Below are 26,746 nucleotides of genomic sequence, written 5' to 3'. Positions count from 1 at the left end.
TTTATTGCTTTTTATAAAAATTAACAATATTTTTCGCTATATGATTTGCGTCCACTTTGTATGACCCGTTTTCAATTTGCGCTTTAAGCTGCGCAATTTTTTCTTGGCGTGAACCAGTGACTGCATCAGATGCATTTTGCATTTCTTTAGCCTGTGATGAAATTTCAATTTTATCTTTAGGCTGTGCAGCAGTTTTTTGCACCGCTTGCTTTTCATAATTTTTTTGGTATGGATTAACGGATTGTGTTCCAAATTGATTGATTTTCATAGGATTCCTCTCGCTTTCCGTTGCAGTCTTTAAACAATCTAACCCTTTTATCGACTGCGGTTTCAGTTAGTTTAGGGAATCAGCTGTTTTTGGTATTATAGGCATAGTACGTGTCTTTTTTACTATTTTCCCTCTCGGTTTTCAGGGTATCCTCATGGTCCAAATGATCCATTTGAGCCTTTATATCTGACTGACAAGCCTTGCAGAATTTTCCTTCCCGAATCGATGTCCCGCACCTCTCACATGGGTATGCCAAATTAGGAAGATGAGTGATTTGAATCCGTTTCTGACTGATGAATTTTAATATCAGCTCTTCTTCTACACCTGTTTCCTCTGTTATGTGGTTCAAAGTTGATTGCCGGTTTTCCTGTTTCCTTAAAAACTTATATACAATCTCAAATGATTTTTCTTCTTCCTTAATACACGCCTGACATATGGTTTGCAGCTTTGTTTTTAAAAATAAAGCATTGCATTTCGGACAATTCGCCAGTTCTCCCATCTTTTTTCTCCTTATCGATAATATATCTGTTAATTTCTAGTGATTATATCGGCATAAAAACAGAATCATTTAGCTTCTGATCAAGGTAAAAGATGCCACTGAACCGGCTTTTCCTTTCTCTAATAAACAGCGGGCTGCAAAATGCAAGGTAGCGCCTGTTGTATAAAGATCGTCTATTAAAATGATATTCATACCTTTAACTGAGTTATTTTTTGTATCAAAAATACGCTCTAAAAGAAGGCGTTCTTTTTTCTTTTTCTTAGACTGTTTCTCATTATTCAAGCGGATGAGTGCATGGCGGATAGGCCGGTCTAAGCATTCGGCGAGGAGCTGTGCCTGGTTAAATCCACGCTCTTTTTCCCGTTCCTTGCTCAGCGGAATAGGAACGAGAACAACGTGCTTATCGGGGTAAACCTCTGAGAAGGCTGAAGAGAAATCACTTTTAAACGCATTTATGATTTCTGCATCTCCTCGAAATTTAAAACGGGAGAGTGTTTCTTTCATCATATCATTATATGTGTAAACTGAACGGTTTTGGCGCAGCAGCAAGCTGTCACTGACCCTTGATTTCCACGCCTCGCAATCCCTGCATAGCGCATGAATGGATTGAGGCCTGCCGCACAGCGAGCAGATATGTCCTGTGATTTTCTTTAATTTGTTTGTACAGGAATGACAGACCTTTTCGTCAGGCTTTAATAAAAAAAAAGCTCTCCATGTAACAGCTTGAGAAAATTGCGAATCGCATAATAGACAGATCAGTTTATGAATTCCTCCTCCTGCTTCGTTTGGCATAAATCGTTTGGACTTTCTGATACCACAGCAGCAGATTCAGCCAAAATCACAAGCATAGCCGTGTTTTTTTGTTTATCTACCAGCTCAGCTTTCGTATATGCGATCTTTTTAAGATCAGTGACATAGGATGGTCTTACTTTATTTAAAGAAAGTGCCAACACATCGTTTTTGCATACTTGGCAAGTACAGGCCATATGAAGCTGGTCCATATATCGGTCGAGCAGTTCTTTCATTACGATTTCTTTGGAATTGACAAGCATTTTTACAGCTCCTCATCATCGGTTATATGAGTATACTGTACCATGTTTTCAAATAATAACTAGTCTGTTCTTTCATTTTTTACCGCCAAAGCATTCATTTCTTTTATATGCTTTTTTGCATCCAGCATGCTCTTTGTTTTTCCGTAGTGAAAGAAAATAACATCGCCGTTCGCGTGTTCTTTATGCCGGCCGGTTCTTCCTGCGATTTGCACAAGTGCGCTTTCCGTAAAGATAGGCGATTCGGCCCCTAATATCCCTGTTTGTACCTTGGGGACAGTGACACCTCTTTCTAATATTGTTGTTGTGATTAAAAGATCAAACTGACCGTCTCTAAATTGCTTAACTTTTTCTTTTCTGTCCTTATCTTCCGCATGAACAGACGCTGTTCGGCAATGAACATCTTTAAAGCAGGCAGCTGCCTTTTCCAAAACAGAAACGGAGGGAACAAATAAAAACACAGACCTCCCTTCTTTCACATGAAACGCTATCCATCTTTTTACCACTGGCGGAATTTTGTTTTGGTTTAATTTCTTTTTCCAGTTTCCGCACCATAGAAAGCGCGGTTCTGGCAAAGGTTTCTGGTGGTGTCTTGCTGGAATGCGAACTGAATGCAGCTGTCCGTTCAGTGTTTTTCTTTTTAATTCTTTAGAGGGTGTTGCACTTAAATAAACAAGGGTGCTGTTTTTCTTTTGAGCTTTTTGAACAGCGAATTGAAGAGTTTGATCAGCGGAATACGGAAAAGCATCTACTTCATCAACGATAATAACATCGAACGCGTCTTTATATCGCAAAAGCTGATGTGTGGTGGAAATCATAAGCGGAGATAAACACCCTTTGTCCTCACCGCCTCCGTAAAGTGCCGCAATGTCAGCGCCCTGAAAGGCGGCCTTGAGTCTCGGAGCAAGCTCTAATACAACATCGGTGCGGGGTGTTGCAATACATACTCGCAATCCTTCATTTAACGCTGATTCTATACCGGGGAATAACATCTCTGTTTTGCCAGCGCCGCAAACCGCCCAGATGAGAAGCTCTTCTTTTTTTGATATTGCTTCAATTAAGACATTGGCAGCTTTTTGCTGTCCGCTTGAGAGCTTGCCATTCCAAGTCAGCTTGATAGGCTTCCAATGGGATTCATCTTCCTCTTTCCATGAATATAAAAGCACATCCTCGCTCACTCTGCCCATCATGACACAGGAACGGCAATACAGCTGCTTCTTTCCAGATAAGTAATAAAAAGAAAAATACCGCTGATCATTTTGGCCGCACCTATTACACCTATACTCCCGTTTATTTTTGGATATAGAGTATTGAACGCAGATATAGCCGTTCTTGATATGCCATTCAATCATCTCATCGGAAAAGGGGAGTTCAATTCTGAGCAAATGACGGCCTTGGAGCGTCTGCTGTAATTCTTTTGAGAAAGTAATGTTCTTTTCATCTGGCACAACCTGCATAGCACCGCCTCCTTTCGAGACAGTATGCCTGAATGGAAATTTTCTGTCCAGCGGTGAAAATAAGAATATAAAAAAATCTCCGCTGCTAAAACGGAGATTTTACGTTATTGAAAACACCAGCAAATTCCCAGCGCGCCCTCACCCAAATGAGTGCCGATTACCGCACCAAAATAACTGTTATAAAATTCAACATGAGGGTATTTCGCAGAAAGCTCTTCAATGATTTTCGCTGCTTCTTCTTCTCGATTAGCGTGGATAACCGCAGCACGCATAGGCAATCCTTTACTCGCATCTTCGTCTAAAAGCTCATAAATTCGTGAAATTGCTTTTTTACGTGTGCGAATCTTCTCAAAAGGCACAATTACCTCATTGTCAAAGTGAAGAATAGGCTTTACCTTTAGAAGACTCCCAATAAAGGCTTGGGCGCTGCTTAATCGTCCGCCCCGCTGAAGATGCGCTAAATCATCTACCATAAAAAACGCCCGAACTGTCTTTTTCATTTCTTCCAGTTCTTTTATGATATCTTCCGGTGATGAGGCTCCATTTTTGATTAATTCAGCAGCTTTAAGAGCATAAAAGCCTTGAGCCAAACAGCTGATCTCTGAGTCAAATGGATACACTTCAACATTGTCAACCATTGCGTCCGCCGCTGCCGCACTGCTGAATGTTCCGCTGATCCCACTGGAAAGATGGATACTGATAACCGCATCATAAGACTTGCCAAGCTCTTCATACAAAGCAGCCAGCTCGCCGATTGGCGGCTGAGAAGTCGTCGGAAGCTCAGTATGTTTCTTTACTTCCTCGTAAAAGCTTTTCCAGTCCAATTCGATTTCTTCACGATAAGTTTCCTCCCCAAACACAACCTGGAGTGGGATCATATGTATTTGATGTTGTTCACGTATTTCTTTCGGGATATATGCTGTGCTGTCTGTTACTACTGCAATATTCATAGCTTCGATACCTGCCTTATTGCTTTATAACTCTATTGTAAGCGAAACGGCAGCCTAAAAAAAGACCTGCCTAATAAAAGGCAAGTCTCGTATTATACTATCTCATTTCTACCCAGCCATTTTTAATGGCGACCACAACGGCTTGCGTCCGGTCGTTTACATTCATTTTTTGCAAAATATTGCTCACATGGTTTTTGACGGTTTTCTCACTGATAAACAATGATTCACCGATACCGCGGTTGCTTTTTCCGTCTGCAAGCATCTGCAGCACTTCACATTCCCGTCTAGTTAAGATATGTAATGGTCTGCGGATTTCAGGGTAGACCTCATGCTGAGGGTGTGCAGAAACTCCGCTTGTTGCAAGACGGCGGAATTCGTTAACGAGATTGTGAGTAACCTTCGGATGAAGGTAAGAACCTCCCTCGGCAACTACTTTAACCGCTTCAATTAATGTATCAGCATCCATCTCTTTCAGCAGATAACCTCTCGCGCCGGTTTTCAGGGCATGTGTTACATAATTTTCATCATCGTGAATTGATAGAATAATTACTTTTGATTCAGGATACAGCTCTACAAGCTGTTTTGTAGCTTCTACACCATTTACGTTTGGCATATTGATATCCATGATCACAACATCAGGATGATAGTGCTCGACAATACGAGCCGCTTCATCTCCGTCGTCCCCTTCGGCTACCACTTCAAAGGTAGGTTCAAAATCCAATATTCGTTTAACACCTTCACGAAATAACTGATGGTCGTCGATAATAACAATGTTTACTTTAGTCACAAGCCACGCCTCCTTGTATTATTGTTCTATATACTCTAGCATTCGGTCAATATGCCTTTTGGCTCTATTTTACAAATCATAGTCAAAGAGATAACGGAACCTTGATCATAATAAATGTCCCAAGACCTATTTTCGAATCTATTGTTATGGTTCCTTCCAATAAATCTACTCTTTCTTTCATGCCCAGCAAGCCGAATGATTTATTTTTCTTCTCTTTCGCTTCCTTCAGGTCAAACCCTTTGCCGTTATCTTTTATCATTAAAATCACAAAATCCTTTGTGATCTCAACTTTGACAGTAATTTCTTCAGATTCGGAATGCTTTAGCGCATTAGACACAGCTTCCTGTGCGAGCCTGAAGAGCGCCACTTCAAACTGGGGCGCAAGCCGCCTATCCTCTGTGTCACCGATACACTGAAAATGTATTTTGACATTACCGTTATATTCCTCTGTTGTATATAGATATTTTCTCAAAGTTGGAATCAGGCCTAGGTCATCAAGGGCCATCGGTCTTAAATCATATATAATCCTTCTCACTTCGTAAAGGGCATTCCGCACATTTTGACGGAGATTTTTAATTTCTTGGAATCCGTCCTCAGTGCCGCGGTCACGGAAAATCCGCTCGATTAATTCCGATCTCATCATCACATTTGCCAGCATTTGAGCAGGTCCGTCATGAATTTCTCTGGAGACCCTTTTTCTTTCTTCTTCCTGCGCCTCAATAATTCTTAAGCCAAAATCCTGTTTTGCCTGAGCATCAGCAAGAAGCATTCCGACTTCGCGCAAATCTTGATTCAAGTAGTTGAGCACAACTGTAATTTGGCTTACTAATGATTCAGACCGTTCAATGATTTCCTGAAGGCCTAACAATCTGCGCTCTAAATCATCCCGGCGTTCGCGCAGCTGCTTCTCACGCTGCTGGATCATCGTCAATTCTACCTGCAGCTTATGGGCTTTTTCGTAAGCATTGCGAATTTCTTCTTCACTGAATCTATGAAAATTGCGGCTGACCTCGGATAAACGGTTTCTCGCATGACGGGTTTGCACTTCAAGTTTATCGCCAAGCTCGATGACTTCATAAACCTGCTGTTTAATTTGTTTCAGTTCTTCAACCAGCTGTTCATACTGCTGGCGTGACTGCTCCCCGATTTGAAAAACCTCATCCTTGCTCCCGTCAACGGTTTTCAGCATCTTCATCAAAATAGAATCCAGAACTTTGGAATCCATCTTTGTTTTATTCATAATTTCCCTCCGTCACGGCGTTGTTATATATTTTTATTATAAATGTAATTGATCTGCAATTTATGTCGAATTATAATGAAAGAATGCGTATATTCTAGAAAAAAACAATTTTATATACCTTCTATTCTTTATGATACCAAAATACGCACAAAAATTCTAAAGACTGTACGAATTTGTATAGGCAGTCTTTTATGCTTAGCAGGAGGGTCAGCAAGCATGCTGCACAGCTATTTTACTGTGAAAGAAACAGGAGAACACGAGATTGTTATAGAAAAATCGCGTTTTATCTGTCATTTAAGCCGTGTTTCTACTGAACAAGAGGCACAGGAATTTATACAGAAAATAAAGAAACAGCACTGGAATGCGACTCATAATTGCTCGGCTTACGTCATTGGCGAGAACGATCATATCCAAAAAGCCAATGATGATGGAGAACCAAGCGGTACAGCGGGAGTGCCGATGCTTGAGGTATTAAAAAAACGCGGCCTTAAGGATACTTGCGCCGTCGTTACACGATATTTCGGAGGCATTAAACTTGGGGCCGGCGGATTAATTCGCGCTTATGGAAAATCAGTGTCTGAAGGATTAAATCATATAGGTGTTGTAGAACGAAAGCTTATGCGCGTCATGCACACTTCCGCGGATTACACGTGGCTTGGCAAGATTGAAAATGAACTAAGAGAATCACAATTTCTGTTAAAGGAAATCCATTATGCCGAAAATGTTGTATTCGAAACATACGTCGAAGAAAAAGAAACAAACGCATTTTCTGAGTGGATGACAGAACTGACAAATGGAAAGAGTGATATTAAAGAGGGAGAGTTGACGTATCTTGAAAAAGCCGTCAATCACATAAAGGAGACTTAATAATGGCTGAACGCGTTAGAGTGCGTGTGCGAAAAAAGAAAAAGAGCAAACGCAGGAAAATTTTAAAAAGAATGATGTTATTGTTCGCCCTTGCATTATTGGTGGTCGTAGGGCTTGGAGGATATAAACTTTATAAAACCATTAGCGCTGCGGATGATTCATATGATGCTCTTTCCCGCGGAAATAAATCAAATCTTCGCAGCGAAGTTGTAGATATGAAGAAAAAACCGTTTTCTATTTTATTTATGGGAATAGAGGATTACGCGACCAAAGGACAAAAAGGGAGATCAGACTCTCTTATTGTCGTTACCCTTGATCCCAAAAATAAAACCATGAAAATGCTGAGCATTCCGCGTGATACACGAGTGCAGTTAGCCAGTGACACAACCGGAAGCAAAACAAAGATTAATGCTGCTTACAGCAAAGGCGGAAAAGATGAGACAGTTGAAACTGTTGAAAACTTCTTGCAAATCCCGATCGATAAATATGTCACAGTTGATTTTGACGGTTTTAAAGATGTCATTAATGAAGTCGGCGGCATTGATGTAGATGTGCCTTTCGATTTTGATGAAAAAAGTGATGTAAACGAGAGCAAACGGATTTACTTCAAAAAAGGCGAGATGCATTTAAACGGCGAAGAAGCCTTGGCGTATGCCCGTATGAGAAAACAGGATAAACGCGGAGACTTTGGCCGTAATGACAGACAGAAACAAATCTTAAATGCACTGATTGACCAAATGTCAAGCGCAAGCAACATTGCTAAGATTGATAAAATCGCAGAAAAAGCAAGCGAAAACGTTGAAACCAATATTCGCATTACTGAAGGTTTAGCGCTACAGCAGATTTACAGCGGCTTTACCAGCAAGAAAATCGACACGTTGAGCATTACAGGATCCGATTTATATTTAGGGGCGAACAACACGTATTATTTTGAACCAGATGCCACAAATCTGGAGACTGTCCGAAAAACGCTCCAAGAGCATTTAGATTATTCTTCAGATACAAGCAGCACCGGCACAGATAAAAGCACAACAACTGACGGTACAACGTATTCGAATGACAGCAGCACAAGCTCAAACAGTACAACGAATTCAACAACTGATTCATCCTATTAAAAAAATGCCCGGTCCTATAAAGATCGGGCATTTTTGCGCAGAAAAAAAACTCCGGCGTCTTCAGCCGGAGTTTTTAATTTCTCTTCACCAGCCGTTTATAAAATTTCGTAAACGGCTTAAATTTTTCATTCACGAGTCCTGTCACTTCTGCTATGATTTGCATAAAAATAATTAAAACGAAGATAATAAACAAAGAGAGCCAAATTGTGGCACTTTTAAGCACGATTGCACTGATGCTGAAAATGAATCCAATGAGATAAATCACAATGACTGACATCCGGTGTGATAGGCCAAAGGCCATCAGTCTGTGGTGGATATGGGACTTATCGGGTGCCGAAATCGGCTGTTTGTTTAAAATTCTTCTGACGATAGCAAATGTTGTGTCAAAAATCGGCACGCCTAATATAATAACCGGGATAACGATACTGAACAATGTTACGCTTTTATACAGGCCTAATAATGAAAGAATCGAAATACAATACCCTAAAAAAAGTGATCCTGTATCACCCATAAAGATTTTGGCCGGATGAAAGTTATGGAACAAAAATCCAAGCGTACTGGCGATAACCACCAGTGAGAGTGACAGAATGAGTACTTTTCCGCCGGATAGCGCCATAACGGCGATCGTTGACAGGCCGATAACAGAGAGACCGGCAGCAAGGCCATCCAATCCGTCAATCAGGTTAATCGCGTTTGTGATGCCGACAATCCATAATACTGTCAGCGGATAAGCCAGCCAGCCTAACTCAAATCGTTCTGCTAAAAAAGGCACTGAGAAAAAGTCCATTTTTAAGCCGGTGCTTACAATCATAATGGCTACACCTAATTGAATCAAAAACTTAACTTTTGCACTTAATTGATATTTATCATCAAGAATACCTAACACAATAATGATGAATGCTCCGACTGTAATAGCCGTCATTTTTGTTTCTGTGTAAATACCGGATGCAAGCACGCCTGCAACCACTCCGATAAATATGGCCAGCCCGCCCATCCGGGGCATGATTTTGTCATGTACTTTTCGATTGCTGGGCTGGTCAACTGCACCTATTTTAATCGCAATCCTTTTTACGATTGGGGTTATGATTAAAACTGTCAGCAGCGAGACAATAAACGCAACAACAATGCGAATCATGCGTTCGTCAAGCATAAAGAAGTCTCCTTTGGGATTAAATAAAGTCTTTATTTATATAGAGAACCGTTCCTTCCATTATACCTTCTCCCTAGTTATTATAACAAGCTTCATCAAAAAGAAACACGTATAATCAAAAAACGCGCATCCCAATTTATAGGACTACGCATGTTTTTGAATCCCTGTATATTTCATGATTTTTTTAAATAAGCAATTCCAATCTTTTGCGCGGGCGATGTTTCGGCGCATTTCTTTATACGTTTCATCCCCGTGTTGGCCAAGCACTTTTTCGCACGCGGCGATAAAATCAAGCGGATGATCGCCTTCTACATATTCGTATACATAAGGCTTCTGCATTTTTGAAGTCGATGGAAGATTAGAGCCGACGACAGGCTTTCCAGCCGCTAAAAATTCAAATAGTTTTAACGGAAAAACGGCTTGATTATACGATGAGTTTTTATATGGCATAATGCCGATGTCGATAAGCTCCATATAATGCGGAACTTCTTTTGGCTCCGCCGGACCGGTCCATATCACATTGGGAAGCCTCAGCAGCTCTTGAAACGAGACATCGCCATTAGTGGCATCAGGACCAACCCATAAAAATGTCCAATCAGGCTTTTGGAGCGCTGCTTCTTCAATCATTTTAAAATCCAGTTTAGGCTTAATTCCCCCGATAAAACCTAATACGATTCCTTCTCTTCCCTGCAATATGCTCCGATCGGGAGCCGCTTTATTTGCAGAAAACAGCTCATATTCCACACCGTTTTCGACAGTATGCACCTTTTCTCGTCCCGCAGTCAGTTTTTTGTCTACTTCTTGGTGGAGATAATCCGATGAACAGGTTATGGAATCTGCACGATGTATAATTCTCAGCTCTGCCGATTTAATGACTTTTCGCCGGAGTTCAGACAGCAGATTTGAACGTCCGCTGATCGGCGCCGCCCATAAGTCACTGCAATCATAAATCACTTGATCCCAAGAATACAGCGAAGACAGCAGCGGGAAACCGGGAAACGTGTACCATAAACAGCAGCGTTCACCGTTTGCAGAAGCAGAAGTCAGCTTATCAAGTAATGGTGATAGCTTATGTCTGTAAAAAACATCTGTATATCGTCCGAAACGAAACATTTTTTTCTGGAACAAGTCTTTAACAGCAAATTGCCTGATGCCTGAATGAACTTGCTGAAATTCATTCCCTTGGGTTCGCGGAGCCGGACAAACCCAAATGACTTCCTTCGTTTCCTCCTGAGCAGCTAAAAATTCCGCCAGCCGGTGCCGCCTGTATCTCAATTGGTCTTTTCCCCATTCAGCAGTGGCAACGATGACATGAATGATTGCTTCTTTTGTTTCCACCTTCATCACCTTTTCTCTCTGTTTGCGGCTATAATCTTTTTTTCACCGCGTTTTTTGCATATTGAACAAAACACCATGTTGCTTTGATGAAATGAAGCCGTTCGATCTCTCTATAGACAAACCACGTTTTTTTCGCAGCCTTCCATTTGTTGCTGGATATCGAGTTATTTACAAGCCGATATTCAGCCAGGCATTCATTCATCCCATAAGCGGTAAACCCTTTTTTTAAAAGAGACAGCCATGTGGCCAAGTCCTGCCGCGTTCTGATATTCGGCATTTGGATTTGTCCCGTTTGTTCCCTGTCAATCATGACCGTCAAGCAGCCGATAATCGTATTTTTCAAGGCGTCATCGTACGTCAGCCTTTCCGGGGCATCAATATATTTATCGAGCGGGGTTCCGTCCTGCGCAATTAAGCTGTAGCCTGTGAAAGAAAACGCACAGGAGCGCTCCATCATAAAATCAAGCTGCTTTTCGAGTTTGTCTTTTTTCCATGTGTCATCACTGTCCAAAAATGCTACAAATCGTCCTTGAGCACGCTCCAATGCTTTGTTGCGGGCAACCGCAGCTCCGCTGTTCTCTTCCAGATACACGACATGAATTCTATCATCTCTTTCTTCATACTGCTTCAAAATGCCGCGTGTCCCATCCGTTGAGCAATCATCCACGATAATCATTTCCCAATGGGAGTGGCTCTGATCTAACACTGAATGAATCGTTTCTTCAATATAGTCACGCGCATTATAAGAAGGTGTAATGACAGATACAAGAGGTTTCCAATTGGTCATGATCACATCTCCATTGGTATGATTTTAAAAGGACTCTCTAAAAAATTCAGGAATGACAACGAACATAAAGGCAATTGTGAGGCCGATCATAACGCCAAGAACCGCTTTCTTTTTCGGGGACATTCCGCCGCCAGCCGCCTCACTTACGGTTTCAGAATCAGTGACACTGGCCGCTTTCAGATTAAGCTGCGTATTTTGCAGCTCATACAAAAATCTCTCTTTATCCACTTTGGAATCCTCACTCACCGTCTCGCCTTCGAGCGCGTCTATACTGCGGCGGATGACGGCTTCTCTTTCTGCGTACAGTTTTTGATCGTTTTTGAGAAAGGTGGAGGAAATGGCGTTTAAGACGGATTCCGTTTTACCCTTATCCTCGTCGCTATAGCCCAAGGTCAGTAAAGATTTTGATTCCGCTTTGATGGTAAGCTTCTCCTTAATCTCAGCCAAATCTTCAGCCTTTTCATCAGGAAGGGCCTCCTTCAAAAAAGAGTCGCTCTTGAGCAAAAGGGGAATCTCCTCTATGTTGTTATAAACCGGATGATCATAACTCCCCACAGCTAAAGTGTCTTCAGCAGTATAGCGCTTTTGGTCAGCGATCTGGGACGGCAGGATATACCCCGCCGCACCTAATATAATTGGCACCGCTATGATCCAAATGATATTTTTTTTCATGCGACGGGCTATTTTTATCAATATATCGTTCATATAAGTCTCCCTGCTTTTTGTAGTCTGTTTATCTGTACAGCGGTTCAGGCATCTGTCTGGATCGTCTTAACACATTCACAGCGGCGATGACGAGGGCCAGAAACACCCAATGGAAAAATAAATTTGAAACAGAGCTTGGGCTGATACTTGATGCCAAGAAACTGACCAGAGCAGTAATAAGCCCTTCTGTGATCAGTTTTGACTGCTTTTCTAATTTTCTTTCATAAAATTTATAAAGCACCCATATAAGGTAGGCATAAACGGCGAGGTATCCCAGCATAATGAACAAGCCAAAGTTAGCAAGGATTTCAACGAGCCAGTTGTGCACCTCTGTCACATCGTCAGTATCATATAAAGCATAGTGCTCAAGATAATAGGATACATTCCCTGCTCCGACTCCAAATCCGTATGAATCAAGGAAAAAATGCCACGCGTTTTTCAGCAGATTGGCCCGGCCCACATTGGATGGAAGCCTGTCATGAAATGAATGCAGCGTCTGCGGAGCCATAAACAGCTCCCAAAACTTCGAATAAATCCTGCTGGCGAATAGAACTGCAAAAATGGCAACCCCTGCCGCTGACACCCATATGGCCACTTTCTTGAGAACAGGCGGCAATACAATGAAAATGTAGACAGCAATGCCTGCAAAAATGCCGAGAAGGCTGGCCCTTGAACCGGTAGCAAAAATTAAATACAGCGCACAGAGCGAGAGCACAAGGCCAATCGCCTTGAGGTATCCATTCTTTATGTTTTTCATCATCGTGATGTAAAAAAAGAAACTGATCGATAAAAAGGTCGCAAAGTCATTTTGATTAAAAAAGACAGATGTTGGATAATGCTGCTTATATTCCGGTCCGCTGTACAGTGTTGAACTCGGGAGATGGTGATGGGTCATGTGATTGTAAAAACCGATGATCATCAGAAACACTGTCATGACAAGCCATATCCAATAAACCATCATCAGCTGCTCCATTTTTTGCACGTACATGACAATGAGGTAAATGAAGAAGATACCCATAGCCAATAAAGCCAAATATTTGATGCCGACTGTCACCGACTTGGCCCACAGCAGGGAAACAAGGCCGTATATAAACCAAAAGGCGAAAAAGAGCAAGATCCCTTTCACTTGCAGTCCGTTCCATCTTTCAATATGTGTTCGATTCCGAATCATACCGATCACATGGAGGCATCCCGCTGCAAGGAGCAGAAGCCTGTAAAGGAACAAACTGAAAAAACCAAGATGAATCGCGAAAAATGCATTATTTAAAAAAGTGCAGGCGATCAAAATATAGATGACAGCCATAAAGAGCCGTTCTTTTGTTGTAAATGCGGTTGCAAGCGCTAGCGCAAACAGCCCGATCACCAGTACCGCGAGCACGGCAGCCATCTGCATGAAACCTGTATGTGTGCGATTGGCTCCCAGCAATAGAATGCTCCCAAATATAGCAGCGGCCAATAATGCAAGCGTATGGACCGCTGAACGTTTGATACTCACATGTTTAACCCCTTTCCTGATGTTTCAGGAGCCGGCGGCCGAGCCTAAGCTGCCGACAGTTTTCAACCCAAGTAACACTTTTTCTTTTTATAAATTGACACTCCCAAAGTCTTTAGCCAATTCCTCGAGCGACAAGCCCGGAAAATATCTGTCAGAAGGTTCCGTTCCCCGAACAGCGGGACGGCCGATGGAGTGGTAAATGTATCCGGCTGCCTGCATCTCCTCAAGTGAGAATAAATTTCTCCCATCGATGATGATTGGCTGTTTTAAGATAGTTTTAACTTTTACGAGCTCCATTTCTTTTACTTCCGGCCAATCCGTTAAAACCAGGCATGCATCTGTGTCCTCAATCGCATCATACACATCTGTGTAATACTCGACCTGTTCGCCAAGGATTGCTGAAGCTTCAGGAATCGCAATCGGGTCGTATGCTTTTACATGTGCGCCCAGCTGCTGCAGCATCGGGATAATATCTAGAGCAGGAGCGGATCTCACATCATTTGTATTCGGCTTGAAGGCCAACCCGAGGACGGAAATGGTTCTTCCTTTGATGCTTCCCATAACAGTTAAGAGTTTATCTACAATATGAACGCGCTGCTTTTCGTTCGTTTCAATGACAGCTTCAATGAGCTTGAATGGATAGCCGGCTGATTTTGCGATTTGAAGCAGTGCGGTTGTATCCTTTGGAAAACACGAGCCGCCAAATCCAATACCTGCTTTTAGGAACTTCTTGCCGATACGGCTGTCAAGCCCTACGCCATCAGCAACTTTCGAAACATCTGCGCCGACTCGCTCACAAATGTTTGCGATATCGTTGATAAAGGAAATCTTTGTCGCCAGAAACGCATTTGCGGCGTATTTAATCATTTCTGCACTTTCTAAGTTTGTTTTAATGACAGGAGTGCGGAAAGGCTTGTGCAGATCCTCAATAATGGCAGCGGCTTTATGGCTTGTTGAGCCAATCACGGCACGCTCCATATTCATCGTGTCATGAATCGCTGAGCCCTCCCGAAGGAATTCAGGGTTAGATACAACATCAAAGGAGTATCTTCCTTTTGAAGCTTTTTGAACGATAGATTGAACCAGTTTTCCTGTTCCAACCGGGACTGTGCTTTTATTTACGATAACTTTATAGCCGTTCAGGTGCTCACCGATCGTTTTCGCCGCCGCTTTGACGTATGTTAGATCAGCTTCACCTGTTTTGGACATTGGGGTTCCGACTGCAATATAAATAATGTCAGATGTCCGAATGGCGGACGGGATATCGTTAGTAAAGGACAGACGCTGATCCAGCACATTTTTTTCAACTAAGTCCGCAAGCCCTGGCTCATAGATCGGGATTACCCCATTTTTCAGACTTCTGATTTTTGATTCATCTATATCACAGCAAGCAACTTTATTGCCGATCTCCGCAAAGCAAGTGCCTGATACGAGTCCTACATAACCTGTTCCAATGACAGCTATTCTTTTCACAGCGATCATCCCTCTCCTGTAAAATGATTGTCCTCTTTATATTGGTCGCAGTTTCTTACGATTAAACGGACGTTTTCGCGACCGTCTGATACTGATGATGCAAGGCCTTGGCATTTTTTCCGGCGTCAAATTGTGCCTGCACGATTTCATACAAATCATCTGCTATTTCCGTTTTCCACATTTGCTCATGTTCATACAGAGCGATCGCTTCCGCCAAGGCTTGAGCAGACCTCGGTTTAATCAGCAAATGCCGATGCTTACCGAATAACGATGCAACTCCGCCAACATCCGTACAGATGACAGGAACCCTTAGCGCGAGCGCCTCAATCACGACAGTCGGCATCCCTTCACTGTAAGAAGGAAGCACGAACATGTCTGCGGCAAGCAAATAGTCTCTCACCTTATGATTCGGCACTTGGCCTGTGACGATATGGCCCTTTTGCATCAACATGGACTTTGCAGGACCGTCCCCGACAAAGACTGCCTTAGGAGGTTGCTTCAATGACTCGATGGCGTCAGACAGTTCAAAAATGCCTTTCTCCCTGACGAGCCGGCCCACATAGATGGCCAGACGCTGATCGAGCGGGAGCCCGAGTTTTTTTCTGGTTTCTTCTTTTGTCTGCTCATTCTCCTGAAAGCGGCTGAGCTGTATGCCGATCGGCAGAACCGAGCTGTCAAAGCCGGAAAGCTTTTTGGTTTCTTCCTGAAGCTTGTGGCTGACTGCTAAAACAGCTGACGCGGAACCTACCGCATGATTGAAGGCTTTAAACGCCCCTTTGCTGTAATGCGGATAGACATTCACATCACTGCCGTGCAAGGTCAGGACATAAGGAATTCGCTCTGACTCCGACACGACTGCCGCAGCCCCGCCCGATGGCATGGCAAAGTGCGCATGAATCAGATCCGGATGTAAGTCGCGCTGTTTCATCATTTTTAAAACGGCTGTTGCGATTCTCCGATGAGGCTGCGCCCACTTCAGCTGGCCGGGAACCGCTCGATAGAAAGGCCGATAAACCGGTATCCCCTTCCTAATCTCATACTCCGGTCTGGCATCCTTTTTTCGATATGTCTTTTTCAACATGCGGACAGGCGCGGAATGAAAAGGCCGCGGGCATATCACGGTGATATCAAGCCCAAGTTTTTGCAGCTCTTGGACCTGTGTCTCATGAAACACACCCTCACCGGGTTTCAGACTGCTCGGATATACGCTTGTGATCCACAAAATCTTCATGACAAACGTCCTTTTCTTAGTAGTTTACTTTTCATTTGAGGGTACGCTTTTACCAAAAGAAAAAGATAGCACAGCGCCCCGGCCGCCACTGAAATGGCCAGCCGCATTTCTGCCTGCAGACTGAAGTGTTCCGTACCTAGGCTTACACCAAACGCGATGATAGCCATCACGACTGTGATCAGAAACGGCTTTATAATCGACTGGAAGTAGGCCGAAAGATTAAGCTTGATGACATATGCCAGCAGCCAGCGGCCGATCAGGAAATTGAAAACACTGATGATGGCATATACCCATGCGACAGTCAGCAGACTTCCCGTCTGAACGGCTGCAAACAGTGACAATCCGTACAGCAGCAGCACACCGGAATCCCAATAAAATGCTAAGTCCGCTCTTCCTTTAGCAAGCAGCACAGATCCATTTGGATTCATGAGCACTCTTAGTATCCCGACAATGGCCAGAACATTGAGAACCGGTACAGCAGCGAGCCATTTTTCTCCGAAAACCGCTGCGATAAAGGCGTCTGACACAGACACGAGCCCGATTAACAGCGGAAACGAAACAATCGCCAGCATCTTTGTCATATTCAGAAAGCCTTCTCTGATCACGCTGTTTTCATATTTGTTTTTTGCGAAAACAGGGAATGCCACCCGTGTCACAATCGGATTGATTTTCAATACCGGAATGGTGACAATCTGGTAAGCAAGGTTATAAATCCCCAACGCTTCAGCACCGATAAACCGTCCGATCAAAATCATATCGATATTCGCTCCCAGCCTGTTCACAAGACGGGATGAAAGCTGAAAAGCTCCAAAGGAAAAGAAGGCCTTCATTCCCCTTAAGTCAAAAACAAAAGCGGGGTGCCATTTTTTTCGGTATACGGCCCAATACAAAATCCCTTTACTGGACTGCAGCAGCACTTGAGAAATGACGTACGCTAAAATCGCGTCCATCATAAAAACCGCAATCGCTAAATATCCGAAGGACAATGCGTTTGAAAAAATCTCAATTTTGCTTAACGTATTAAAATGCAGCTGTTTTTGCAGCATATACTGGTACTGCTGTCCGATTGGCGCAATCAAAAACATAATCGCTAAAATCCGAATCAGAAACACCAGCTCTTCTCTTTGATAAAATCCCGCAATGGCGGGACTGCTCACATATAAAAGAACAAACAGCAAAACGCCGGTCATAATGTTAAGCCAATACAAGGTTGACAGCTGGCGCTCCGTTGCGTCATCCCTCTGAATTAACGCCGCGCCAAATCCCATATCAAGCACAATCTGGGCGAACACTGTAACCGTTGTGATCATGCCTACGAGTCCAAATTCCGTTAAGGTCATCATATTTCCTAGCAGGGCAAACTGAACAATTTGTATAACTGTAATGCACATCGTCGAAATACTTGTCCACTTTGCGCCGCTTATGATCTGTTTTGTAATACTTGGCATCATATTCCCTACTTCGTTTTAAGCTCAGGTTGATGGTAAATGCAGGTGTTCAGTTTTATCTTGCACCATCACCTGTCCACACTACTTTACAAGTTTTTAACATAATTTTTAATTCTAAAGTGAAAGTCAGGTTGCGAATGTAATATAAATCAAATATCAGTTTTTCCTTCGGCGTCATATCATAACCGCCGTTCACCTGAGCCCAGCCGCTCAACCCCGGTTTAACAGCCAAACGCTGTGTAAAGTCTGGAATCTCATTCTGAAACTTTTCTGTAAACACTGGACGTTCCGGACGAGGGCCTATCATACTCATATCGCCTTTCAGCACATTAAATAGCTGAGGAAGCTCGTCAATTCTCGTTCTTCTGATAAAAGCTCCGATCCTTGTCACCCGCGGATCTTGCTTCTGCGCCCAAACAGCCCCAGACTTCTCAGCATCTATTTTCATGGAACGAAGCTTATAAAGCTTAAATCGTTTCCCGCCTTTCCCTACGCGTTCCTGCGTATAAATGGCAGGCCCCGGCGTCTCCAAACAAATCAGTATTGAAAATACCGCAATCATTGGCAGCGCAATCGCCAATCCAATGAGCGCAAACCAAATATCCATTACGCGCTTTACTGCTAAATAACGAGCCGTCTTTTCAGATAATGTAAAAGAATGTATTTGCTGAACTGAGAATTCACGACTCACATTCATGCTTTTCTCTGCACTCACTGACACACACCTCACGATTTGTTTGGGATGTTATGATGACCTATGCCAGTCAGTTTAGCAGACGGATGTTAATTGGATGTAAATGGTATGTTAAGAAGTGTGAATTTGTTATTTTTTCTGACAAATTTTATTCATATTCTTTTACTATTTTATATACAAGGACTATTTTTTTTAATCATATGATATGAAAAAGAGACAAATCTAGGATTAGATTTGTCTCTTTCGCTTATCTGTAATAAGATACAGTACCTTCGTAAATAGCTTGTGCAGCTTTATCTTTATAAATCGCTTTTTTCAATTTACTTGCATCCGATGCATTTGTGATAAAAGCAGTCTCAACTAAAACACTTGGCATTTTAGAATATTTAATGACATAAAAACCAGCTTGTTTCACTCCACGGTTTCTTGTTCCAAGATAAGTTGCAAGTTTAGGCTGAATTTCACCTGCCAGATGTTTACTTTTTGTTGATTGATATGTTGTATCGTAATACGTCTCACTTCCGTTAGGTGATGAACTTTCATTAGCATTCCCATGTATGCTGATAAATAAATCTGCTTGTACAGAAGCCGCCTTACTCACTCTCTCCTGTAAAGAATAAAAAGTATCATTCGATCTCGACATTACTGTAAGAGCTCCCGAAGCTTTTAGCTTTGTATTCACTCTTTTCGCTATATCAAGGTTAACCTCTTTCTCAAGGAGTCCATTGTCGACAGCGCCTGAATCTTGATCACCATGGCCTGGATCAATAAAAATCGTTTCACCTACAACAGGATTCTTTAATTGATTAGCAACTTTTGTACTTATAGCAGGAGTGCTACCGATAACGGAAAAGTTAGACATGTTTTTACTGCCAATGACTTTCCGAGCTCCTGTAGACAAATTTTTACCATTTGTAAGGATAATAGCTTTTTTCTTCTTAGCTGCCAAAGTCGCTCCCGCAATGGAGTCAGGATAACTAAATCCATTGCTCACATATACATTACTAGTAGATAAATTAAGTTTTTGGACAACGTTTGCAGCTAGCTCATATCTGTTTGAACCGCTTATTCTTGTGGGAAAAGGCAGTTTATTATATACCCTACTACTTATACTTCCAGTACCGCCTATAACAACAGTACTTTTAATCTTCTTATCTTTTATCACAGAAGTTGTCGCACTATTTATTGATGTTTTATTTGTAAAAAGAATCGGATAGCCGTTTTTTGCTGCATAAGGGATTACTGCCGGAGCATCTGCATAAAAGAAACCATTTACAATAACAGCTTTAGAAGTTGCATTCATCGCCCTTGCCACTCTTGCTGCCGTATCATAACGATTGCTTCCCGCAATACGTTTAACACTTATCCCTAAGCTTTTAATCTGATTGGCAGTGTGAGAAGATACAGCGGGTGTTCCGCCTACAATAATTACACTTTTAGTCTGCATCTCTTTCAATCTTTTTTTCGTTTCATATGAAAGTTTATTAGTATTTGTGTAGAGCAATGGCGCATTCTTCTGATAAGCAAGAGGTGCTGCTGAAATCGCATCTGCATAGGAACTTCCACCGACAATTACAGCTGTACTTGCTTTTGAGTACATTTGCTTTGATATTTGGACAGCAGTGCCGTATCTATTGCTTCCTCCAACTCTTTTCACCGAGTTATCGGCCAGAGCCGTTGGTACAAAAAGAATGAGTCCCAAGAAACACATTGTTAGGACTTTTATATAAGAACGCAATTGGTTTCCTCCTTAAATGGTTAAATACCTAAAATCAATAACTTATAAGATTTGTACCGTAGTTTTGAAATTATTATATAAAGCTCTAACTTTTGTTTTTCCTTATAGTAACCGTTTCTTTTTTACCGCTACTGAAAAGAATAAAGTTTTAAAAAAATCGTTATATTTTTTTACTTAACTGATATCATGATATTTGAATTCAATGGAAGGTTCTTAAAACGACAGTCTATCTTAAAATGTATAATTTTCTCAGAAGGAAGTGATCATCCTACAATGTTTAGATATCTTCTCTAGTTAACACGTTTAATGTCTTTTAATAAAAGCTGACCTTCATTATTTTTTTCATATGAAATTCTGACTTTATCTCCGTTGTTAAAATGATCAATATCACTTGTTGGTGCTTCTGTGATATCAAGACTAACCGCCTCATTATCTACAGTTACTTCTATTGTGTGAGTATCTGCTAAACCTACATAAATACCTTCTTTTGTTTCAATGTTACTGTCTGTCGATACATCTTCACCTTGACCCTTTTGACTATTAACCCCGCAACCCGAAAGAAGCACTATAAAGAACAGTAGAGCAATCAATTTTTTCATTTTTATTCACCTCATTATATATATCGACAATATATTTTATACTTTTGAGAAAAATTAAAAAAACAGTGAAACTTTTTTTTATAAAAAACGACTATTTTAGGATTTCACTCTTATATTTAATAGAGTTGTATTTAATGATATTTTAACTCATAATGAAAATAATTTAACAGACGAGGTGCAAAGGATGAGAAATAAACGCAGAAAAAAGAAAAAAACCTTATTGTTGACAATTATAACAATAATCGGACTGCTTGTGCTCGGAACAGGCGGCTATGCCTACTACTTATGGCATAAAGCTGCTTCAACTGTGGCAAGTATTCATGAGAGTATTGATAAATCTAAAAAAAGGGATAAAGAGGTCAACATCAATAAAAAAGATCCGTTTTCCGTCTTAATTATGGGTGTGGATGAACGCGACGGAGATGTAGGCCGTGCCGATACGCTCATTTATATGACCGTTAACCCAAAAACGAATACAACTGACATGGTCAGCATTCCGCGAGACACATATACAAAAATTATCGGAAAAGGCACAATGGATAAAATCAACCATTCATACGCATACGGCGGTACGCAGATGACAGTTGATACGGTTGAAAACTTCCTCGATGTTCCGGTTGATTATTTCATAAAAGTGAACATGGAAAGCTTTAGAGACGTTGTTGACACACTTGGCGGCATAACAGTTAACAGCACATTCGCGTTCAGCTATGACGGTTATTCATTCGGAAAAGGTGAAATCACGCTGAACGGCAAAGAGGCGCTCGCCTATAGCCGGATGAGAAAAGAAGATCCAAGAGGCGATTTTGGCCGTCAGGACCGCCAGCGCCAAGTCATCCAAGGAATCATTAATAAAGGCGCGAATATCTCTTCCATTACGAAATTTGGAGATATGTTCAAAGTGGTTGAAGATAATGTGAAAACGAACTTGACCTTTGATGACATGTGGGATATTCAGTCCGACTACAAGGGCGCGCGTAAAAAAATTGAGCAGCACGAACTGAAAGGTCAGGGTACAAAAATCAACGGAATCTACTACTACCAAGCTGATGAAACTGCCCTTTCCAATATCACAAAAGAGCTGAAGGAAAACCTCGATAGCTAAAACAAAAAGAAGCTTCGCACAGTGTGCAAAGCTTCTTTTTTATTTGCCTGTAAATGAATCCGGTTGCTCTTTCCGGTATCCGTAATGAAACAGCAATTCTTCCACAATCCGGCGGGAAGCCTCTCCATCGCCATACGGATTAGAAGCGCAGGACATTTTCTTGTACTCATCATCATCAGTTAACAGCTGTTTTGCCAGTTGATAAATGTTTTCTTCATCCGTCCCTGCAAGTTTCAGCGTTCCTGCTTCCACTCCTTCAGGGCGTTCCGTCGTATCGCGCAGCACAAGCACCGGTTCCCCGAGAGAAGGTGCTTCCTCCTGAACGCCGCCCGAATCTGTCAAAATGAAATGTGATTTTGCCGCAAAGTTATGGAAATCAATGACTTCTAAAGGGTCAATCAGATGTACTCTGTCAGAATCGCCAAAATGCTTCTGAGCCGCTTCCCTGACAACAGGATTCAGGTGCACAGGGTAAACGACTTGTACATTTTTAAATTCCTCAACAATTCTGCGGATAGCCTTGAACATGTTTTCCATTGGCTCGCCCAGATTTTCCCGGCGATGCGCGGTCAGCAGAATCATTTTATCCTCGCCCACCTGATCGAGGACAGGATGTGAATAACCGTCCCTCACCGTTGTGCGAAGTGCGTCAATCGCTGTATTGCCCGTTACAAAAATCGCGTCTGCATTTTTATTTTCTTTTAATAAATTCTCTTTCGCCCGGCATGTCGGCGCAAAATGCAAATCAGCAATCGCCCCTGTCATCTGGCGGTTGAGCTCTTCCGGAAACGGGGAATACTTATTCCCTGTACGGAGCCCGGCCTCCACATGGCCGACAGCAATTTGATGATAAAAAGCGGCAAGGCTTCCGGCAAAGGTCGTTGTCGTATCACCATGGACAAGCACAATATCAGGCTTGATGTCTTTGAACAGTTCATCCAATTTCACAAGCGCGTTGGACGTAATCTCTGCCAGTGTCTGCCGCTCCTTCATGATGTTCAAATCGAAATCAGGCTTGATGTGAAACGCATCTAAAACCTGATCGAGCATCTGTCTATGCTGGGCAGTGACCGTCACATAGGAGTCTATTTCAGGATATTTTCTCAATTCAAGTACAAGCGGTGCCATCTTTATCGCTTCAGGCCTGGTCCCGAAGACGGTCATGACTTTTAGTTTTTTCATATTTGTCACCTAATTTTCACTGTAGTAAAAAAAATACAGTATTTTAAATCATTTCATTTTGATCCAAGTAAATTATATATGTTTTTAATACTAAGGATAAACCTTGTTTAAAAATGGTTTATCCTATATCATAAAAATGTGTAAACACATAGTTATTAGGGTAAATAGAGAAGAGTTTAACCATAAATTATTTCGATCATAAGGAAGGTGCCTTTAAATGAAAAAAGTACGTAAAGCCATAATCCCTGCCGCAGGTCTCGGAACGAGATTCTTGCCGGCTACGAAAGCAATGCCGAAAGAAATGCTTCCTATTGTTGATAAGCCTACCATTCAATACATAATTGAAGAAGCTGTTGAAGCCGGTATTGAGGATATTATTATCGTAACAGGAAAAAGCAAGCGTGCGATTGAGGATCATTTTGATTACTCTCCTGAGCTTGAAAGAAACTTAGAAGAAAAAGGAAAGACTGAACTCCTTGAAAAAGTAAAAAAAGCTACTAACCTGGCTGATATCCACTATATCCGCCAAAAAGAGCCTAAAGGACTCGGACACGCTGTATGGTGCGCTCGCAACTTTATCGGCGATGAGCCGTTTGCGGTCCTGCTCGGAGACGATATTGTTCAGGCAGAAACACCAGGATTGCGTCAGTTAATGGATGAATACGATAAGACACTTTCTTCTATTATCGGTGTTCAGCAGGTGCCTGAAGAAGAAACACACCGCTACGGCATTATCGACCCGCTGACAAGCGAAGGCCGCCGTTATCAGGTGAAAAACTTCGTTGAGAAGCCGCCTAAAGGCACAGCACCTTCTAACCTTGCCATCTTAGGCCGTTACGTATTCACACCTGAGATTTTCATGTACTTAGAAGAGCAGCAAGTTGGCGCCGGCGGAGAAATCCAGCTGACAGACGCCATTCAAAAACTGAATGAAATTCAAAGAGTGTTTGCTTACGATTTTGAAGGCAAGCGTTATGATGTTGGTGAAAAGCTTGGCTTTATCACAACAACTCTTGAGTTTGCGATGCAGGATAAAGAGCTTCGCGATCAGCTCGTTCCATTTATGGAAGGTTTACTAAACAAAGAAGAAATCTAAGCAAAAAGGCTATTGGACATTCATCCAATAGCCTTTCTTTATTTCGGCATCAGTGTCAGCGTACGCTCTTCATTATCAACTGCAAAAACCTGGTCATCTGTATTCACAAGAAAACGATTTTTGCTGCTGTCATACAATACATCACTGTCGCTTAAAGATAGTGACGCCGGAGTAACAGGAGAAATGTTGTGAAAGATAAGCTCAGAGGCTCTATCATTCTCCAGCACATAACTGATTTTTTCATAATCAAAATCCACCGTTTTTCTGCCGTCAGCTGTATCTCCTTCAGTATACCCATTCAATTTCGATTGGATGCTGCTACTGCTGTCTCCCAGGAATTTCAGAAAGTATTCATAGGAAGAAGCTGCATTTTGCGGGACATAAGGTGTAAAGGCAGCAGCCCGCAACTCAGCGTGTTTCACGTTTGTTGTCACAGCGCTCTTTTTCACAAAATAAGACTGCCCGTCAAACTTGATTTTCGCTGCTTGTTTGCCTTTTGAAGCTACCGTTACCTCGGTACCGAATGGCAATGTGACGCCGGTCTTCTGCTTTAAATCCAAATCTTTATACACGGACGCTTTTTCATCTGCGATCAACCCTTGCTTATTGACTGCTGTTAAGCGTTCCTCTGTCTTGCCCTTTGCATCGCCATAATGGTTCTTCACTTCGTTTTGCGGAATAGCGCCAAACGAAGCAATAGTACGAAGCGGGGTGTTAAAGAACATGGTTCCCGCAATAAAGACTGTCAGGATAGACAAAATAGCAATTTGAACTGCATTAGCCAATGATTTCGGCTTTTTCTTCTTTTGGCGAAAACGGGCAAACGCTTCGGGATTTTCTTTTTTTCGCTCTTCTGTCTGCTCTTTTTTATATGTTTCTTTTTCTTTTTTCGAAAGTTTATTAAACCAGTCAATAAACGCTTTATACTCTTCTACAACCGTTTTTGTCTCATCAAACATACGAAGCTCGCCGTAGTGCATCCATGCGACACGGTCACACATCTTTTCAATCTGGCCGGTTGAGTGACTGACAAAGAAAATGGTTTTTCCTTGTTTTTTAAACTCATTGATTCTGTCTACACACTTCTTATAAAACGTTTGATCCCCTACCGAGAGTGCTTCATCGATTATTAAAATGTCGGGGTCCATATGCACGGAAATCGCAAACCCGAGACGCGATTTCATACCGCTGGAATAGTTTTTAACCGGCTGATTAATAAAATCGCCAATCTCGGCAAATTCCACGATACTGTCATACATGTCATCGATCTCTTTATTGGTTAACCCCATCATCAAACACTTGAGCCGGACATTATCCCGGCCCGTTAATTGGTTATTTAAACCGGCTGCAATCGCAATTAGCGACGGCTGACCGTTCATTTCGATTTCACCGCTGGTCGGAGGAATAATTTTAGCCAGCAGATTGGACATGGTCGATTTTCCCGACCCGTTTATCCCTACAAAGCCGATTGTTTCTCCCTCATACACGTCAAAGGAGACATTCCGCACAGCAAAAAAACCATTATCCTTAGCTGGAAAAAACAATCCTTTAATCTTGTCCGATTGTTTTTGATACAAATGATACTGCTTTGAAACATTTCGAAACGAAACTTTTAGTTTCATCGTACAATCTCCTTACGTATTAAAGAAAGTCAACAAACTTGTCTCTGAATTTCATATGCAGGATAGAACCCACTGTCAGTAAAAGCAACGTGATTAACCAAAAATACAACGTGTATTTCATGTCTTGGTAAAACCATTGGCCGTCTAAAAAGCTGTTCCGGAAACCTTCAATAATGTAGAATAGCGGATTAAGCTTTAAAATAGGGACTAATTCGGGATGACTATGACCGAGTCTCTCATTAACATCCCAAAATATTGGTAGCAAGAAAAACAATAATCTAATTACGGCCTGCAACAAAAATTGATAATCCCTAATCAGTACACTGATCGTTGAATTAAACAGACTAAAAGAAAACATAAAAGCAATCATACAAATAAAGTAATAAATATATTGTAACCAATGTAAACTCGGAAAAATACCATTTACCAGAAGTGCAATAATGTAAATCAGCATCATGATAATAAAACTAAATAAGTTAGACGCAATAGCCACTGATGGTAAAGAACTAATCGGAAAGTTCATTTTAGACACCATATTAATGCGCCTAAATACACTGTTTGAACCATCAAGTATGGTAGGACTGATAAAAAACCATGGGATTAATCCTGCCAGCATCCAAAGAATAAAGGGCACTTCGCCCACTCCAGTTGTAATGGGACCACCTTTTCTAATCCCTATGCCAAATACAAACCAGTACGCTAGCATTTGGATAAGCGGATTTAAAAACTGCCATAAGACTCCTAGATAATTCATTTGGTATTTAGATTTGGTTTCATAAGCCGCCAATCTTAAAATTAAAGGAAATGACGTTATTTGCTCTCTGAGTATTCGCAACAAATCATTCATTTTT

26 protein-coding genes are annotated in these 26,746 nt (G+C 41.8%); 4 read left to right on the top strand and 22 right to left on the bottom strand.

Annotated elements, in window-relative coordinates; genetic code table 11:
* Window position 1 precedes the first annotated feature (1 nt).
* The 8 genes from flgM to degS form a co-directional block, all read right to left on the bottom strand.
* A complete protein-coding gene (flgM, locus tag ACMX2I_RS03485) occupies window positions 2–268 on the bottom strand; it encodes a flagellar biosynthesis anti-sigma factor FlgM (RefSeq protein ID WP_087991557.1) in 267 nt (88 codons plus the stop codon).
* Window positions 269–347: 79 nt separating this feature from the next.
* The gene (locus ACMX2I_RS03480; RefSeq protein WP_148962628.1) at window positions 348–767 is read right to left on the bottom strand and encodes a TIGR03826 family flagellar region protein; all 420 of its coding nucleotides are present in this window, start codon (window positions 765–767) and stop codon (window positions 348–350) included.
* Window positions 768–836: 69 nt separating this feature from the next.
* Window positions 837–1,559, bottom strand: a complete 723-nt coding sequence (locus ACMX2I_RS03475) for a ComF family protein (RefSeq protein WP_414956179.1) — start codon at window positions 1,557–1,559, stop codon at window positions 837–839.
* The gene (gene comFB, locus ACMX2I_RS03470) at window positions 1,523–1,819 is read right to left on the bottom strand and encodes a late competence protein ComFB (protein ID WP_414956178.1); all 297 of its coding nucleotides are present in this window, start codon (window positions 1,817–1,819) and stop codon (window positions 1,523–1,525) included. The genes ACMX2I_RS03475 and comFB overlap by 37 nt, the downstream gene beginning before the upstream one ends.
* Before the next feature lie 59 nt (window positions 1,820–1,878).
* Complete coding sequence (gene comFA / locus ACMX2I_RS03465) at window positions 1,879–3,273, bottom strand: ATP-dependent helicase ComFA (protein WP_414956177.1); 1,395 nt, start codon at window positions 3,271–3,273, stop codon at window positions 1,879–1,881.
* A 104-nt stretch (window positions 3,274–3,377) separates the two neighbouring features.
* Entirely contained in the window at window positions 3,378–4,223 is an 846-nt protein-coding gene (locus tag ACMX2I_RS03460; protein WP_414956176.1) for a DegV family protein, read from the bottom strand.
* A 97-nt stretch (window positions 4,224–4,320) separates the two neighbouring features.
* Window positions 4,321–5,010, bottom strand: coding sequence for a two-component system response regulator DegU (gene degU, locus ACMX2I_RS03455; RefSeq protein ID WP_003219701.1), 690 nt, complete (start codon window positions 5,008–5,010; stop codon window positions 4,321–4,323).
* Between the two features lie 82 nt (window positions 5,011–5,092).
* Window positions 5,093–6,250, bottom strand: a complete 1,158-nt coding sequence (gene degS / locus ACMX2I_RS03450; protein WP_087991561.1) for a two-component sensor histidine kinase DegS — start codon at window positions 6,248–6,250, stop codon at window positions 5,093–5,095.
* A 216-nt stretch (window positions 6,251–6,466) separates the two neighbouring features.
* Between degS and ACMX2I_RS03445 the strand changes: the two genes are divergently transcribed.
* Complete coding sequence (locus tag ACMX2I_RS03445; RefSeq protein WP_087991562.1) at window positions 6,467–7,117, top strand: YigZ family protein; 651 nt, start codon at window positions 6,467–6,469, stop codon at window positions 7,115–7,117.
* 2 nt (window positions 7,118–7,119) lie between these two features.
* Window positions 7,120–8,232: an LCP family protein gene (locus ACMX2I_RS03440; protein ID WP_414956175.1), complete on the top strand. Its 1,113-nt coding sequence runs from the start codon at window positions 7,120–7,122 to the stop codon at window positions 8,230–8,232.
* 73 nt (window positions 8,233–8,305) lie between these two features.
* Here the strand turns inward: ACMX2I_RS03440 and ACMX2I_RS03435 are convergent, their stop codons facing one another.
* The 11 genes from ACMX2I_RS03435 to ACMX2I_RS03385 form a co-directional block, all read right to left on the bottom strand.
* The gene (locus ACMX2I_RS03435; protein ID WP_087991564.1) at window positions 8,306–9,382 is read right to left on the bottom strand and encodes an MraY family glycosyltransferase; all 1,077 of its coding nucleotides are present in this window, start codon (window positions 9,380–9,382) and stop codon (window positions 8,306–8,308) included.
* A 144-nt stretch (window positions 9,383–9,526) separates the two neighbouring features.
* Entirely contained in the window at window positions 9,527–10,720 is a 1,194-nt protein-coding gene (gene tuaH, locus ACMX2I_RS03430) for a teichuronic acid biosynthesis protein TuaH (protein ID WP_414958288.1), read from the bottom strand.
* A 28-nt stretch (window positions 10,721–10,748) separates the two neighbouring features.
* Window positions 10,749–11,507: a teichuronic acid biosynthesis protein TuaG gene (gene tuaG, locus ACMX2I_RS03425; RefSeq protein WP_414956174.1), complete on the bottom strand. Its 759-nt coding sequence runs from the start codon at window positions 11,505–11,507 to the stop codon at window positions 10,749–10,751.
* A 24-nt stretch (window positions 11,508–11,531) separates the two neighbouring features.
* Window positions 11,532–12,212: a teichuronic acid biosynthesis protein TuaF gene (tuaF, locus tag ACMX2I_RS03420; RefSeq protein WP_087991566.1), complete on the bottom strand. Its 681-nt coding sequence runs from the start codon at window positions 12,210–12,212 to the stop codon at window positions 11,532–11,534.
* Window positions 12,213–12,240: 28 nt separating this feature from the next.
* Window positions 12,241–13,707, bottom strand: coding sequence for a teichuronic acid biosynthesis protein TuaE (tuaE, locus tag ACMX2I_RS03415; RefSeq protein WP_414956173.1), 1,467 nt, complete (start codon window positions 13,705–13,707; stop codon window positions 12,241–12,243).
* 87 nt (window positions 13,708–13,794) lie between these two features.
* On the bottom strand, window positions 13,795–15,180 hold the full coding sequence (gene tuaD, locus ACMX2I_RS03410; RefSeq protein ID WP_414956172.1) for a UDP-glucose 6-dehydrogenase TuaD: 1,386 nt from the start codon (window positions 15,178–15,180) through the stop codon (window positions 13,795–13,797).
* A gap of 61 nt (window positions 15,181–15,241) precedes the next feature.
* Window positions 15,242–16,411 (bottom strand): teichuronic acid biosynthesis protein TuaC, encoded by a 1,170-nt coding sequence (gene tuaC, locus ACMX2I_RS03405; RefSeq protein WP_414956171.1) that lies wholly within the window; start codon window positions 16,409–16,411, stop codon window positions 15,242–15,244.
* A complete protein-coding gene (gene tuaB, locus ACMX2I_RS03400) occupies window positions 16,408–17,859 on the bottom strand; it encodes a teichuronic acid biosynthesis protein TuaB (protein WP_148962616.1) in 1,452 nt (483 codons plus the stop codon). Before tuaB ends, tuaC begins: the two co-directional genes overlap by 4 nt.
* Window positions 17,860–17,914: 55 nt before the next feature.
* Window positions 17,915–18,574: an exopolysaccharide biosynthesis polyprenyl glycosylphosphotransferase gene (locus ACMX2I_RS03395; RefSeq protein WP_148962615.1), complete on the bottom strand. Its 660-nt coding sequence runs from the start codon at window positions 18,572–18,574 to the stop codon at window positions 17,915–17,917.
* Window positions 18,575–18,800: 226 nt separating this feature from the next.
* Window positions 18,801–20,291 carry an N-acetylmuramoyl-L-alanine amidase gene (locus ACMX2I_RS03390; protein WP_414956170.1) on the bottom strand — a complete coding sequence of 497 codons (1,491 nt, stop codon included), beginning with the start codon at window positions 20,289–20,291 and terminating at the stop codon, window positions 18,801–18,803.
* 290 nt (window positions 20,292–20,581) lie between these two features.
* A complete protein-coding gene (locus tag ACMX2I_RS03385) occupies window positions 20,582–20,890 on the bottom strand; it encodes a membrane lipoprotein lipid attachment site-containing protein (protein ID WP_148962613.1) in 309 nt (102 codons plus the stop codon).
* A 184-nt stretch (window positions 20,891–21,074) separates the two neighbouring features.
* On the opposite strand from ACMX2I_RS03385, the gene lytR reads away from it, so the two are divergent.
* Window positions 21,075–21,995, top strand: a complete 921-nt coding sequence (gene lytR / locus ACMX2I_RS03380) for a transcription antiterminator LytR (RefSeq protein WP_289348410.1) — start codon at window positions 21,075–21,077, stop codon at window positions 21,993–21,995.
* 39 nt (window positions 21,996–22,034) lie between these two features.
* Here the strand turns inward: lytR and wecB are convergent, their stop codons facing one another.
* On the bottom strand, window positions 22,035–23,177 hold the full coding sequence (gene wecB / locus ACMX2I_RS03375) for a non-hydrolyzing UDP-N-acetylglucosamine 2-epimerase (RefSeq protein WP_414956169.1): 1,143 nt from the start codon (window positions 23,175–23,177) through the stop codon (window positions 22,035–22,037).
* A gap of 217 nt (window positions 23,178–23,394) precedes the next feature.
* Between wecB and galU the strand changes: the two genes are divergently transcribed.
* Window positions 23,395–24,273, top strand: coding sequence for a UTP--glucose-1-phosphate uridylyltransferase GalU (gene galU / locus ACMX2I_RS03370; protein WP_202327949.1), 879 nt, complete (start codon window positions 23,395–23,397; stop codon window positions 24,271–24,273).
* A 38-nt stretch (window positions 24,274–24,311) separates the two neighbouring features.
* On the opposite strand, the gene tagH is transcribed toward galU, so the two are convergent.
* Together tagH and tagG are read right to left on the bottom strand one after the other, a co-directional pair.
* Window positions 24,312–25,895 carry a teichoic acids export ABC transporter ATP-binding subunit TagH gene (gene tagH, locus ACMX2I_RS03365; protein WP_414956168.1) on the bottom strand — a complete coding sequence of 528 codons (1,584 nt, stop codon included), beginning with the start codon at window positions 25,893–25,895 and terminating at the stop codon, window positions 24,312–24,314.
* A 19-nt stretch (window positions 25,896–25,914) separates the two neighbouring features.
* Window positions 25,915–26,742: a teichoic acids export ABC transporter permease subunit TagG gene (gene tagG, locus ACMX2I_RS03360; protein WP_148962609.1), complete on the bottom strand. Its 828-nt coding sequence runs from the start codon at window positions 26,740–26,742 to the stop codon at window positions 25,915–25,917.
* Window positions 26,743–26,746: the final 4 nt, after the last annotated feature.

This window comes from Bacillus sp. SW14 (assembly GCF_047608225.1).
GTDB classification, from domain to species: domain Bacteria; phylum Bacillota; class Bacilli; order Bacillales; family Bacillaceae; genus Bacillus; species Bacillus subtilis_G.
The sequence above is the reverse complement of the archived record's forward strand: the minus strand, read 5'-3'. Positions and strand labels throughout refer to the sequence as shown.

What these genes read in the sequence shown, in the direction of transcription:
- flgM (WP_087991557.1), bottom strand. Translation starts at nt 268, where the DNA reads ATGAAAATCAATCAATTTGGAACACAATCCGTTAATCCATACCAAAAA.
- ACMX2I_RS03480 (WP_148962628.1), bottom strand. Translation starts at nt 767, where the DNA reads ATGGGAGAACTGGCGAATTGTCCGAAATGCAATGCTTTATTTTTAAAA.
- ACMX2I_RS03475 (WP_414956179.1), bottom strand. Translation starts at nt 1,559, where the DNA reads ATGCCAAACGAAGCAGGAGGAGGAATTCATAAACTGATCTGTCTATTA.
- comFB (WP_414956178.1), bottom strand. Translation starts at nt 1,819, where the DNA reads ATGCTTGTCAATTCCAAAGAAATCGTAATGAAAGAACTGCTCGACCGA.
- comFA (WP_414956177.1), bottom strand. Translation starts at nt 3,273, where the DNA reads ATGCAGGTTGTGCCAGATGAAAAGAACATTACTTTCTCAAAAGAATTA.
- ACMX2I_RS03460 (WP_414956176.1), bottom strand. Translation starts at nt 4,223, where the DNA reads ATGAATATTGCAGTAGTAACAGACAGCACAGCATATATCCCGAAAGAA.
- degS (WP_087991561.1), bottom strand. Translation starts at nt 6,250, where the DNA reads ATGAATAAAACAAAGATGGATTCCAAAGTTCTGGATTCTATTTTGATG.
- ACMX2I_RS03445 (WP_087991562.1), top strand. Translation starts at nt 6,467, where the DNA reads ATGCTGCACAGCTATTTTACTGTGAAAGAAACAGGAGAACACGAGATT.
- ACMX2I_RS03440 (WP_414956175.1), top strand. Translation starts at nt 7,120, where the DNA reads ATGGCTGAACGCGTTAGAGTGCGTGTGCGAAAAAAGAAAAAGAGCAAA.
- ACMX2I_RS03435 (WP_087991564.1), bottom strand. Translation starts at nt 9,382, where the DNA reads ATGCTTGACGAACGCATGATTCGCATTGTTGTTGCGTTTATTGTCTCG.
- tuaG (WP_414956174.1), bottom strand. Translation starts at nt 11,507, where the DNA reads ATGACCAATTGGAAACCTCTTGTATCTGTCATTACACCTTCTTATAAT.
- tuaF (WP_087991566.1), bottom strand. Translation starts at nt 12,212, where the DNA reads ATGAACGATATATTGATAAAAATAGCCCGTCGCATGAAAAAAAATATC.
- tuaC (WP_414956171.1), bottom strand. Translation starts at nt 16,411, where the DNA reads ATGAAGATTTTGTGGATCACAAGCGTATATCCGAGCAGTCTGAAACCC.
- tuaB (WP_148962616.1), bottom strand. Translation starts at nt 17,859, where the DNA reads ATGCCAAGTATTACAAAACAGATCATAAGCGGCGCAAAGTGGACAAGT.
- ACMX2I_RS03385 (WP_148962613.1), bottom strand. Translation starts at nt 20,890, where the DNA reads ATGAAAAAATTGATTGCTCTACTGTTCTTTATAGTGCTTCTTTCGGGT.
- lytR (WP_289348410.1), top strand. Translation starts at nt 21,075, where the DNA reads ATGAGAAATAAACGCAGAAAAAAGAAAAAAACCTTATTGTTGACAATT.
- wecB (WP_414956169.1), bottom strand. Translation starts at nt 23,177, where the DNA reads ATGAAAAAACTAAAAGTCATGACCGTCTTCGGGACCAGGCCTGAAGCG.
- galU (WP_202327949.1), top strand. Translation starts at nt 23,395, where the DNA reads ATGAAAAAAGTACGTAAAGCCATAATCCCTGCCGCAGGTCTCGGAACG.
- tagH (WP_414956168.1), bottom strand. Translation starts at nt 25,895, where the DNA reads ATGAAACTAAAAGTTTCGTTTCGAAATGTTTCAAAGCAGTATCATTTG.
- tagG (WP_148962609.1), bottom strand. Translation starts at nt 26,742, where the DNA reads ATGAATGATTTGTTGCGAATACTCAGAGAGCAAATAACGTCATTTCCT.